The sequence below is a fragment of the Roseimaritima multifibrata genome, from assembly GCF_007741495.1.
GTDB classification, from domain to species: Bacteria; Planctomycetota; Planctomycetia; order Pirellulales; family Pirellulaceae; genus Roseimaritima; species Roseimaritima multifibrata.
In genome coordinates, this window is the sequence record NZ_CP036262.1 from 6,527,255 (window position 1) to 6,540,174 (window position 12,920).

Sequence of the window (12,920 nt, forward strand, 5' to 3'; positions counted from 1 at the left end):
GCACGTAAGGACACAAAAAAAGCCCCGACACAGAATGCGGAGCCTCTTGCAGCCAAATGCACCAGAGCGAGGAGCGAACTCCTTTTGCTCATAGCATTCACGCCTATTCGGACGGGATGCTTTCCGTTTGCTAAACGGATGATGGATTAGCGTGGCTTACGCTTGGTCAACTTTTTTGCGGGAGCCTTCGCAGGTTTTGCTTCTTTTTTGGGAGCTTCCTTCGCCTGCACCTTCTTGGCTGCTTTCTTCGCTGGCGTCTTCTTGGTTGCAGCCTTTTTCGTGGTCGCTTTCTTTGCGGACGATTTGCTCACCTCTTCATCCACATCTTCTACGGACTCGGTCGCCACTTTTGCAGACGCCTTCAAAGCCAGTTCAAGAATCGCAAGCGATTTAACGGCATCCTTATCGACGGCCGAAACCACTGCATGGACGGTTTTGTCTTGCGGGTCTTGCCGCAAAGCGATACTCGCCTGCTGCAATAGCGAGCCAAATTCCATTCCCTTACTTTTCGGAATGGCTCGTTCCAAACCAGGAACCTTCCGTGTGACCATCTCGGCTTCGTTGATAATTCCGCAAGCGAACATAATTCGCAAGCCATAGGAATCGACAGGAATGGAGTGTCCCCCCAAGCCATGCTGTGCAACCGAAGAGAGCACAAAGGGCGTCATTCCTGGCAGCGCTTCGAACTGTTCAACCGCCTTGCCTAGATTCTGCTTCTTCAGATCTTCCAGATCAAAAGAGTAGAACGCTTCAAACGCGGACTGCAAACAACGCTTCAGACGCGTGGCTGCATTCATGGGATTGGGAAGACTTGAAAGCAGTTCGGCTATTTCTGAAACCGTTGTTACGCGGACTTCATTCCAGTCGAAATATTGCTGTTCAAGTTTTGCCAAACCTTCATCCGCTAGTTCCGCGGGCGCCCCTTCTAGCAGACAGGCATACAACAGATGCTCCATCAGCGGACGGTTTGAATTGGGAACAGGCTTGTAGTGTTTCTTCAGAGACGTGTGCAGCTTGGCAATCCGAGCGGCTCGGTTACTGGCGGTCATCGCGCGGTACCCGTAGGTTGCGTAGGTGTCGGGAGATCAAAGTTTAAGGGAAACAAGGCTATGATTCAGGTTATCAAGCCTAATCGCCAACCTTGTCATCGTCGCCAGCTTCGCCGTCGACGGGAGTGTTCGTTGTATTTTCAAGGGTGTCATCGTCGCTACCAGACGGCTCCGCTGCGACGCTCTCTTCCGAGATGGCGTCTGTTTCCGCGGGATCTTGACCGTCGGCTAGACCGGCTGCCGCCAATTTTGCGGCCTCCTCTTCCTCACGTTCACGGCGAATTTTAGCAAGCAATTCACCGACCTCTAACGCGCTCTGACTCCCGCGATCGATTTCAAACTGCAACCGAGGGATATATCGGCTATCGATCCGGTCCTTGATCTTCGCTTGCAGAAATCCCGCCGAGTTTTGCAGTCCTCGGAGCGAAAGTTTTTCCTGAGCCTCATCCCCCATCACACTGACAAAGACTTTGGCTTCACGCATGTCGGTACTAACCTTCACACGCACCACCGTCACATCTTGGATGCGAGGGTCACGAATGTCGGTAAGGATCGAGGTAGCCACCACTTCACGAATCGCTTCGGCGGCTTTTAATAAACGTCGACTGGTCACAGATTAACGGCAATAAGAGAGAGGGGAGGAAAGAGAGGGATCAATCCAAAGTCCGAGCGACTTCTTCGATTTTGTAGGCTTCCAAAACATCGTCCTGTTTGACGTCGTTGTAACCTGACAGTTTGATACCGCACTCCATTCCACGCGGGACCTCTTTGATGTCTTCCTTACCACGCCGCAGTGCATCCAAAGGATAATCACCGATGGTTCGGCCATCGCGGTTGACTCGAATTCGGCAACCACGCTGGATCGATCCTTGAGCGACATAACAACCGGCAATCGTGCCGATTCGGCTGATTTGGAAGATCTGCTTAACCAGAGCCCGTCCAAGTTCAACGTTTCGTTTTTCTGGCCGCAAGCGTCCTTCGATCATCAACCGAATTTCGTCGGTCAATTTATAGATCACGTCATAACGTCGAATTTCAACTCCGCGTTCATCCGCCAATGAGCGGGCGGCGTCGTCTGGAATCACATTAAAGGCAAGGATCACCGCATCGGACGCGGACGCGAGCGTAACGTCGGCCAAGGTAACCCCACCAACACTTCGCTGCAGAACCCGCACTTCGACTTCAGGGTTTTCCAGCTTGGTTAGTTCTTTGTCGATAGCTTCCAAGGAGCCACGAACATCGGAGCGAATGATAACGTTCAGCTTGGTCTTTTCTTGCTGTTCGCCCAGTCGTCCCTGTTCCAGCAATTCCTGGAACGTTTCGAAGGAAACCTTGGTGGTGACGCCGGACAGGCTTTCCGTTCGGCTGCCATGTTCACGCGATGCTGCGATTTCGCGAGCCTGCGTGATATCGCTGAGGACGTGGAATCGATCGCCGGCACCCGGAGGTATATCCAGCCCGGTCAGATTCACAGGCGTACTTGGCCCAGCTTCTTGTAACGGAGCATTGGTGAGCGTATCGGTCATGGCCCGCACACGTCCGTGTGAGGAACCGCAAACCAGGATATCGCCAACTCGCAGGGTACCGTTCTGGACGACCAACTTGGCGATCACACCGCGATCCCCTTGCTGTTCGGCTTCCAAACAAACCCCCAGTGCTTTACGCGATGGATTCGCACGGTATTCATGCAAATCAGCGACGGTCAGCAACGTTTCCAGAAGTTCATCCAACCCCATGCCGGTCGTGGCACTGGTCCGCACAACTTCGGTATCGCCACCCCATTCACTGGGAGTCAGCTGATGTTCGGTCATCTGGGTCATCGCCCGCATTGGATCGACACCTTCGAGGTCCGATTTATTCAATGCAACGACGATTGGCACACCAGCCGCTTTTGCGTGGCTGATCGCTTCTTCGGTTTGCGGCATAATTCCGTCGTCGGCTGCCACAACCAAAACCGCGATGTCGGTGACGTTCGCACCACGAGCACGCATTTCGGTAAACGCTTCGTGACCCGGCGTATCGACAAAGGTGACCGCGCGGCCATCTTTTTCGACCGTGTAGGCTCGAATGTGCTGCGTAATTCCGCCCGCTTCGCCTTTGACAACATTGATGCCGATCAAGGCATCCAGCAGGCTGGTTTTGCCGTGATCCACGTGACCCAGGAAGGTCACAATCGGAGCTCGTGTAACCAGATCCGCTTCTTCGTCTTCGGCTTCTTCGAGCGAAGTGATCAATTCGTCTTCAAGCGTCTCATGAGCTTTCAGATCGATTGTCAAATCCATATCGGCTGCAATCAATTCTGCCGTTTGCTGATCGATCGTGGCGTTGATGTTTGCCATCACGCCCATTCCCATCATGAAACGGAGGACTTGAGCCACGGGGACTCCAGTCGCTTCGCAGAAATCTCGCATCGAGCATGGCAATTCCAAAGAAACAGCCTCTTTTCGGGGAGCTGCGGTGTTGACACCTTTACGGCGTCTACCACCACCGTGCCGTCCACCACCTCGGCGTCGACCGAAATCACCTCCGCCACCTTCCATCAGGTCGCGGCGATTGTTGGGGCGTCGGCTTCGGTTACGGTCAGGACGTGCCCCGGCCATACCCGCATTGCGTTTCTTTTCAGCCGCTTCGTCCGCTTCGCTAACTCGCGGCGACCGACCCTTTGCTTTCTCAGCAAATTCGGTCAGACCACCAGGACGTGTCGCAGGCTTCTTCTTTTCGTCGGAGACAACTTTATCGATTCCAGCGGCGTCACCTTGCTTGTGGCCGGCGATCGCATCTTTGGTGAATCGAACTTCCGGCTGCTGCGCCGGCGGCTCCGAACCACTTTTCTTCGGTGCAGGCGGCTTCGCTTCGGGAAGGGCCGCCAAGTTGATTTTGATCGACGGTTCCCGTCGCTTCGGAGCTCGAGGGGCTCCGCCGGAATCGCCTTCACCACGACTCGATTGACTGGAACGACTGCCACGTCCGATGACGCGAATCTTGCCGCCACCACCATGCCCAACAGGGTCACGGCGCATCGGCGAAAGAGGACCGGGGCTCATCTCAGGCTGCTGAGGTTTCGCTTTCGGCGCAGAGGCTGCTGGCTTTTCCTTCGGAGTTGCCGGAGGAGCTTTGGACGTCGCAGCGGGCTCGCTAGCCGCGGGCGTCTTAGCAGGTGTTGTCTCTGCAACCGGCTGTTCAGCAGGCTTGGCTGTTTCAGCAGGCAGATCCTCGACGGGCTTGGTAGCCGGAGGTGCATCTGCTTGAGCGGACTGCGGCGGTTCGGCTGCAGGCTCACTTGGAGCCCCAGTGGTGCGACGTCCAATTACCCGATTCGCAGTACCGCGATCAGAGATCACGTCACCCCCACGAACCGGGGCAATCGGAGCAGAGGCTCCTTTTGCAACTGAAACGGCAGGAGCGGCTTTTTTCTGTTTGCCGGCTTCTAGATATTTTTCAACACGCTGAACTTCATCATCATCCAAGCTTGCCAGTGCGGAACCCTTGCCGGTAACACCAGCTTTTTTACAGATTTCGACCAGCTCTTTGCTGTCTAACTTTAAGTCTTTTGCGAGCGCGTAAATGCGTACGGGCACGGGGCAGGAATCCTGTGGAATCGTTTCGTGACATGTCGTTAAATTACATCATTTCCTCCATACGCTTCGCTCGACATTGTCGCGAAGCGGCAGTCCTGACCCAGCTGGTTTCCCACTGGGCCTCTGCGGCGCATCAACTACTTTGCTGACTGGTTTGAGCCGCTTCATCCGAATCTTCGTCACCAGAGGCTGCCTCGGACTCCGAAGTTTGTTCTTCAACAGCAGGTTTCCCTGCCGCTTCCAAATTTTGATCCGTAGAGCCATCTTCTGCAACCGCTTGCTCCGAATCCGGAGCTTCTGCAGGAACCTCAGTCGCTGCTTCTGCAGGAACTTCTGCCGCTGCTTCCGCAGGAACCTCAGTCGCTGCTTCCGCAGGAACTTCTGCTGCAACAGCAGCCGGTTCACTACTCTCTACTTGTTTTTTTTCATTGTCGCGTCGGGTTCGACGTTCTTCAGCGGCAGCAACCTCGGCATCTTCGGCTCGAGCTTCCGCCTGTTCAACGATTCGGTCGACATCCGCTTCTGTCAAGCCGCTCATTTCAACCAGAGCATCCGGTTCGATCACCGAAAGGTCGTCATAGGAGAGATACCCCTGCTCAACCAAAGCTCCAGCGAGCTCTTCGGTAACACCTTCCAGCTCCAAGAAACCAGAGACAGCGCGACTGATCTGTTCCTCCAGTTCGCCGCCGGTCATGATTTCGATGTCCCAGCCACACAGTTTACTGGCCAGACGGACATTCTGTCCTCGTCGCCCAATCGCTAGCGATAACTGATCTTCCTGAACCAACACAATGGCTCGCCCGATCATATCACAAAGCAGGACCTGTTCGACTTCAGCGGGCTGCAACGCATTGGGAACCAAAACCAGAGGATCATCGCTATAGCGAATCACATCGATATGTTCACCGGCCAGCTCTTCACGAACCGCCTTGATTCGACTGCCGCGAAAACCGACACAAACGGCGATAGGATCGACCTGATTATCCATACTGGCAACCGCAACTTTACTGCGATAACCAGGCTCACGACTGACCGATTTGATTTCAATCGTGCCATCGGAAAGCTCAGGGATCTCTTGTTCAAACAACCGCTGCACCAATTGCGGACGCGTTCGGCTGAGGACAACGCGAACCCGGTTGCCCGCGGCCCGAACCTCAAACACAACCGCTCGAACCCGCTCGTTGGCGTGCAGCGATTCGCCAGGAATCTGTTCACTACGAGGCAAAATGGCCTCGACATTCCCAAGATTCACCGTCGCAACACCGCCATCGGCTCGACCAATCGTGCCGCTCACGATCTGACCGATCAGTTCGCGATACTCCAACATCAGGGAGTCTCGCTCGGCCTCTTTGACTTTTTGAATGATGACTTGCTTGGCAGTCTGGGCACCAATTCGGCCAATTTGATCTTCACCGACTGCTTCGCCGTCCAAGACCGCTTGGATCTTTCCGGACTGACGATCCAGGCGGACAACAATGTCCGAGTCTTCGCCGTACTGCCGCTTGGCCGCAGTCTGCAGCGCAGACTCAATCGCGGAGAACACGATTTCTTTATCTATGTTCTTTTCGCGATGGAGCGAGTCGACGTAACGAAGAATATCTTGGGGATTCATGCAGTTCTAATGGTTTCCACAGACAAAAAAACGGCCCGGCCAATGGGACCCGGGCTGGTCGCAGGATCTATTCGAAGGACTGAGGTTACCGGCCGGCCGGCGATGTGTCAACCAACGGCAAATCAGAACCGGTCACGTTCGCGTTCAGCCACGCTGAACCGACGCCCCGATGCCCCTCCAGCCCCCTTAAATGGCTACTCAGCACCCAGTTTGGCGATTCGGACGCCCGCGGCCTGCCCTTGTGGGGTGATGTTGACCGACACGAAACTATCGCCTGCCGAAACGCCCCGTTCAACGCAGAGCGAAACCGGACAGTCGGCATCGGGAGTTTGATAGTTGGGAGCCGGGAAAAGCTCCCCAGCTTGCATGGCAAGCAAACTAGTGATTACTTCGACCATTCCCCCACCGGCCCCTAAATTGCCAAAATTACCTTTGGCAGCGACCACCGGAGGAGCCGTTGCCCCCTCGAAGAATTCAGCAATTGCCCCCGCTTCCTGGCGATCGCCCGAAACGGTCCCCAGCCCGTGAGCGTGAACATGCCCGACCTGCGGTGCATCGCGGCAAGCGGCTCGAAGCACATTCAAGATGGCTTGGTGCTGGAAATCCGCCACCACACTCCCCGCCACAGCACTACTTCCATACCCGCAGACTTCACCCAAGATATTGGCCCCACGCGCTTCGGCGTGCTCCAGGGTTTCCAAAATCATTGCCCCAGCCCCTTCCCCGAGCACCGACCCATCGCGATCGGCGTCAAACGGGCGGCTCATCTTAGCAGGATCATCGCGGTCGGCCGCCAGTTCCTCTTGCATGCAAGCATGCATTGTCCGGAAAGGATGGACCTTCGAACCGGTCGAACCGACCAGAATCACATCCGCATGCCCCCGCTGCAGCGTCACAAAGGCTTCACCGATGGCTGCCGGAGCACTTGCTTCACGGATGGTGATCGAATTGTTCGGTCCCTGCAGATTGTTATAAATCGCGATATGACTGGCTGGCATGTTGGGCAGGTACTTCAACAGCCACAGCGGATTCACCTCGGGCTTTCCCTTGGCCCCCCACTGATCAAACTGAAATTCCCCATCCTCATTCAGGCACTTCTGCACCCCGGCGGCGAATTCTTCGGGAAGGGTCATGATGTAATCGCAACCGTAGATCACTCCGGTTCGATGCGGATCGCGGATTTCGGCCGTCAGACCGGCATCGGTCAGTGCCAACTGGGCTACCGCCACCCCCATTTCGATCTCGCGGCACATGACCTTGCTGCCCTTGCGGATCGTCCGCTGCAGGGCTTTCTCCAACGGCCCATAATTGTCGATTTTGCCAGTAAAGTCCTTTGCTTCGGCACCGCAAGCGATGGGCAAGCTTTCGGTCGGGATGCTTTCCAGACGTGAAATGCCGCTTTCCCCCTGAAGCAACCGCTCATAGAGTCGTTTTGGATCATTTCCAAGCGGGCTAACCACGCCAAGACCGGTGATCACTACGCGAGGCAGAGTATTCTTTTGCTGAACCATGACTTCCAAGCTGATCGATTACGGCAAATTTTTGAGGGACACCCTTGTATCCCCGACAATTTTCGCGGGACACCCAGTGCTCCCAACGATGGAGAGACGCATTCTAATCACTCCGGACTGAATCCGACGAGATGGGCAAACGCTCCAGACGGGGACTTCCAGCACATGGGTCGCCAAAAACAAAAACCGACCAGCTTTCCGTAGAAAGCTGGCCGGCATGCGGATTCCTGGGAGCCCTGTGATTCATCAAGACCTAGAAGGTCAAGATAGCGTCCATTCCGAACGTTGTCTGCGATGCAGCATTGTTCTCGTTGATAGCGAAGTCGCCATCTTTGTCCCAGTCCCAGCGAAGTTCAGGACGGACGATCAAGTTCGAGTTGAACCGGTGGTTCAAGCCGAAGGTCAGATCGTAGACGTCGACGTTGTCGTCACCAACAACTCCGGTGTCTGGATCGCGGTGGAAGTACTCAAAGCGAGTTCCAACCGCGGTGCAGTCATTGATGTCATACATCAAGTAGTTGACCAAGGCGAAACCTTTACGGAAGTTAACATCCGTATTGTTTGCGTGGGTGTTGATGTAATCCCACTGCGAAATCCAGGTGGTTTTCTCAGTTAGAGCAACATCGAATACCATGCTGTGCATGTAGCCTTCTTCCTGGACTCCGGAAGTCGCTGCACCCAGAGCACCGTTGGTGCCGAAACGACCGATGGTCGTTGCGTAGGTCAACGACACGTCTTCCGACATTCCAACGGTGAAACCACCGAGGAAGTTGTCACCATTGTCTACGTAACCGCTGTCCCAGCCGAAGGTGTAACCACCAAAGACCGACAAATCGCTCGACACATCGTACGTTGCCAAGAACCCGGTGTGGGTAAACGGCTCGTTGTTGTACATCGTGTAAGCGTGGCTGTAGAAGAAGTTATCCGGAGCCGCAACAACTTCGTAACCGATAGCGGTGTAGAAGTGACCGGCTTTAACCGACAAATCTCCGTAAGCTGCTTCAACATACAACTGAGGCAGTGCCCAGCCGTAAGGTCCGTTGTCCCAGGTTTGATCCCAACTGTCGTTGTTAGGGCCAAAGGCCTGAGTGTCGTTAGCGTCGGTACCGTACATGAAGTCAATGCGACCCCCGATGTCCAGTCCGCAGCTACCGTCGGCTACCTTCTCTGCATACATCCACAACTGCTGCATCTGAATCTTGTCAGCATAGTTGTTGAATCGATTCTGACCGTTCTGGCTGTGATAGCCCAACTGTCCCCAGCCACCAACGGACCAGCCGTTGTAATCGCCGAAGACGCTGTAGGGATCGCCCAGGCAACAATCGCCGAACAGATCTCCGATTCCCAGTCCGGTTGAGCAGCCTCCACACATCCCGTCACAGCTGCTATCGGAGCAACCACAGGCGATGTCGCAGCCATCGGTATCACAACCGTCGGTGCAAGAGGCAGGTACAACGGCCGACGCATAAGCGTTGGTATAGTCATCAGCGGCAGCGGCGCCCATGTGCATCGTGCACAAAGCAGCTGCAAGCATAGCAATTTTACTCAGTTTCACAGGATTCTCCCCAATCCGAAGTTTTAGCGCACAAACGAAGTGTTTTGTCTTACGCCTTACTGGGAGATATCGGATGGGTAGCCCGGAAAGAATGGCTTTGTTGGATAATCCGAGGATCTAACCTCCGGAAAAGAAACGGTCGTTGCGAAGGTAACGATTATGACGGCTCAATGAGGCTTGTTGCCCCCCGAACCCGACAACAACCCCCTCACAAAGGTGGGCGAAACGAACAAACAATTAGCAACGATCATGATCCAACCAAAAGTGACCATCCCCAAGCATATAGCGATCCCCCCGTGTACCATCACCGCCATCATTAGCACAAAAGGGCGAGTCAATTTCGGCCACACCAAAGCACAGTAAAAGGTTTCCCAAAAAATCGTCGCGTGCGCCGCTGCACTACACAGCAAGGGGTAACGAGCCACCAACCAGGTCACGTCCAATGACTGGTATTCATAATTGGCAACCGAAAACCAAAGCGCACTACCATCCCACCACGTTTCGCCTCTGGCTTTCCACAGGCCGCCAAACAAATAGATCACGCACAAATGCAACTGCCCCAGTCGGGTGGCGATCGTGACCGCCGGTGAAGCTTCTGCGGAAGGGAACATCCAAGCTTTCCAGGTCCCCCGCCACTTCCCCTCGACCAAATGAAGAAAGCGGCCGCGTAACTTTGCGTCCAGTGAATAGACAGCCCCGCAGGGCGCCAACATCAAATACATCAACAGCATCGTGACAATCTGATCCAAACCGAACAGCGATCCGGTCAGCCTGTGGACATACATCAACTGCATCCCCCAGGCCAATGGTGCGACGACACGCGTCCCCAGCCCTAACATCAGGGCGGCTGCAACCAGCAACATCAGCAGATGATGCCCCCACAGCAACGCCGCATGATCGATCCACCATAAATACGATCGCCCCCAGTCCCCGTTCTCAGGAACAATCGCCCCTTGATGTAAATCACGGATCGTCGCGTTATCAATCCAGGCGTCGGGGCCCAAAAACGAAAGCAGATCCCCAGCCAACACCACGTGGATATAAAGCAGCATCGAACCGGTGGCGATGCGAATCAACGCCAACGTGTGAGGCAAGCGAGGCTCGAACCAAAACCGGTTCCAATTAGTCACCAACCCTGCAGCCCAATCCCGAACCGAATCGAGAACCCATTTAGATCGATCCATTACTGCTGTTCTCCCTGCAGATCATCGCCTACTGAATCATCACCCGCGGAATCATCGACGGCGGGACCATCGACGGCGGAACCTTCGACGGCGGCGGGGCTACCTACGGGAAGGTTTTCTCGAGGAACCGGGTCCGGCTGATAAGCGGCGGGTGGATAGGGTTCCGGCGGCATCGCTTCATCCAACAAATTGACGTAAAGCCGAGGATCGCGAAGGCGAACTTGGTCGCGTAAATATTCGGGAACAAAGGGAGCACGGTGCTCGACACGATCGACCGTGATCTGATCGACGGGAACCCCTGCCTTACCCGCCAGATGCCGGCGGAAAGAATCGCGGATCGATTCGTATTGATCTCGACTCGCCTGCCAGCGGCGAACCATTTCGTCCGGTTCCCGCTCCTTCACCTCCGCCGGTATCGGAGCCGCGTGCACGTTGTTGAGGAACTCGGTCAACATAAAGTGCCGGTGGTACAACAACCGCGGCCACTGACTTTCAAGATCGGGATATAGGACCGACGTTTCCGCCCCATCCGGCCGCTGCACATGAACATCGATTAAATGGCTAGGGCCGGGATCGGGTGCAAAAAAGGCATAGCCGTGGTTCATATAGAGGAATTCACTATATCGTCGCACCGGCGTATTTAATGCGACTCCCGCGGGAGAACCGTCCGCATTAAACGGCAGACGCGTAATAAACTCGACCGGCTCGCCAACGACAGCCCATAGATGCCAGAGGATCAATCCACTAAGGATCCAACGCCAACGCGTCGACGGCATGCCGCCAACCGATTCGGATTCCGCAGACCGCTCCACCGCTGAAGCCTCCACTGCACGTGTCGCTACCATGCCTATCTTATTCCTTGCGTAAAGTTAGCCGTCGGCCTCGAGTTTAACTTTAGCACGCAGAATGGTACAGAACGCCAGAAGCGCCACAGAAAGTCGCTCCGGCCACGAAGCAAAACGAAAAAAGCCGCTGCAGAAAACCTGCAGCGGCTTCGTTTCGTTAAACACCTTTTATAAAGATGCTTGGACTTTTGCTTTAACGGGATGCCAAAGTGAGGTCCGCTTCGTTGTCAAAATCGAAGACCAACTTGCGTTCACTTCCTGCTTCCAAACGCAGAACTTGCGTTTGAGTAACTTCGCGGCCGTCACGGACGATCGTTGCAGTCACTTCATAACCTTCCCAAACCTGCCCCTTGGTCAACTGCTTGGTCCGGTAAACACGTTCTTCGCCGGTTGCTTTGGTGGAATTGCCAGCCAACACGACCTGTGCGTCTTCAGGAACCAAAACCACCAAAGCGGTTTCGACCTTGTCGGAGACAGGTGCGCTGAAGACCAATCGCTCGGTATCACCAGCACGCAGGCTCAAGGTTTGTGTCTGCTGCTGAGGAGCACCATCAACCACGGTCTCGACGACGATGTCATAGGTGTAGGTGAATCCTTCCTTCAATCCACGTGACATGAACTGACGGATTGGGCCTTCGCTGCTGGTCAGATGACCGTTAACGGTTACGCGAGCGTCCGCGGCAACTGCCAAAGTGATCAAAGCTGCATCCTGCTGAATGCGTGCTTCGGCTGGAACCGCTTCTTTGACGGCTTCCTTAGCAGGAGCCGGTGATGGTGCGGCGTCGACTGCTGGAGCAGCGTCTCCGCCTTCAATGACGGTACCCTGTGGATGCGATTCGATGACCGTACCTTCCGAGTAATCGCCGTATACCGGAGTACCAACGCTTTGCGATTCGTACTGTACCTGTGGAACAGAATAACCGTAGCTGCTGGAGGAATACCCGCTAGAGGCGTATCCGCTGGAACCGTTGCTGCTGTAGCTAGGAACCGAATAACGAACGGTTCCGCTGCTGCCGCTGCTGCCACTGCTGCCGTGACTTGCATACGAACGGCGATAGCTGGCTTGTCCGCTGCTGTTGTAACTAGCGTATCCGCTGCTGCTATAGCTGGAGTACCCGCTGCTACCATGACTGGAATAGCCGCTGCTGCCGTGGCTGCGACGAGCGATGTGACGCGCCCGTTTCGCTGCGATGTGCGAGTGAACGGCGGTATGGATCCGCGAAAGCAAACCGGGACCACCCGAGCATCCGCCACTGCTACCGTAGGAGCCGCCGCTGCTGCCATAAGAGCCGCCGCTGCTACCATAAGATCCGCCGCTGCTGCCGTAAGATCCGCCGCTGCTGCCGTAAGATCCAACGCTGTACGAAGCGTAGCCGCTGCTGGCACCGCCAGAAGATGCCCCGTATCCACCGCGATGAACTCCCCAACCTGCATCTGCAGGCGAGCTCATCAAACCTGCCAGCAAAACTGTCGCTGGCACCATCATTCGAATTCGTTTCATCTGTTTTGTCGTCCTTTGTGCTTTGCTTGGCCAATTACCTGCGATCCCGCCCATCGGGATAATCCTAGCGGCGGTATTTGCAGCC

At 55.2% G+C, this 12,920-nt stretch carries 9 protein-coding genes; all 9 read right to left on the reverse strand.

The window, feature by feature from the left end; translation table 11 throughout:
* Nucleotides 1-146: 146 nt before the first annotated feature.
* The 9 genes from FF011L_RS23610 to FF011L_RS23650 all read right to left on the reverse strand — a co-directional run bounded on the left by FF011L_RS23610 (nt 147) and on the right by FF011L_RS23650 (nt 12,835).
* Nucleotides 147-1,049, reverse strand: coding sequence for a hypothetical protein (locus FF011L_RS23610; protein WP_145354406.1), 903 nt, complete (start codon nt 1,047-1,049; stop codon nt 147-149).
* Nucleotides 1,050-1,128: 79 nt separating this feature from the next.
* Nucleotides 1,129-1,662 carry a 30S ribosome-binding factor RbfA gene (gene rbfA, locus FF011L_RS23615; protein WP_145354407.1) on the reverse strand — a complete coding sequence of 178 codons (534 nt, stop codon included), beginning with the start codon at nt 1,660-1,662 and terminating at the stop codon, nt 1,129-1,131.
* Between the two features lie 40 nt (nt 1,663-1,702).
* Nucleotides 1,703-4,627: a translation initiation factor IF-2 gene (infB, locus tag FF011L_RS23620; protein ID WP_145354408.1), complete on the reverse strand. Its 2,925-nt coding sequence runs from the start codon at nt 4,625-4,627 to the stop codon at nt 1,703-1,705.
* Nucleotides 4,628-4,760: 133 nt separating this feature from the next.
* Complete coding sequence (nusA, locus tag FF011L_RS23625; RefSeq protein WP_145354409.1) at nt 4,761-6,239, reverse strand: transcription termination factor NusA; 1,479 nt, start codon at nt 6,237-6,239, stop codon at nt 4,761-4,763.
* 194 nt (nt 6,240-6,433) lie between these two features.
* Nucleotides 6,434-7,750 (reverse strand): beta-ketoacyl-[acyl-carrier-protein] synthase family protein, encoded by a 1,317-nt coding sequence (locus FF011L_RS23630; protein ID WP_145354410.1) that lies wholly within the window; start codon nt 7,748-7,750, stop codon nt 6,434-6,436.
* A gap of 253 nt (nt 7,751-8,003) precedes the next feature.
* Nucleotides 8,004-9,284, reverse strand: a complete 1,281-nt coding sequence (locus FF011L_RS23635) for a porin (RefSeq protein WP_246109593.1) — start codon at nt 9,282-9,284, stop codon at nt 8,004-8,006.
* A 188-nt stretch (nt 9,285-9,472) separates the two neighbouring features.
* Nucleotides 9,473-10,489: a hypothetical protein gene (locus tag FF011L_RS23640; protein ID WP_145354411.1), complete on the reverse strand. Its 1,017-nt coding sequence runs from the start codon at nt 10,487-10,489 to the stop codon at nt 9,473-9,475.
* Nucleotides 10,489-11,334, reverse strand: coding sequence for a hypothetical protein (locus tag FF011L_RS23645; RefSeq protein WP_145354412.1), 846 nt, complete (start codon nt 11,332-11,334; stop codon nt 10,489-10,491). The genes FF011L_RS23640 and FF011L_RS23645 overlap by 1 nt, the downstream gene beginning before the upstream one ends.
* A gap of 193 nt (nt 11,335-11,527) precedes the next feature.
* The gene (locus FF011L_RS23650; RefSeq protein ID WP_145354413.1) at nt 11,528-12,835 is read right to left on the reverse strand and encodes a TIGR03000 domain-containing protein; all 1,308 of its coding nucleotides are present in this window, start codon (nt 12,833-12,835) and stop codon (nt 11,528-11,530) included.
* Nucleotides 12,836-12,920 lie beyond the last annotated feature (85 nt).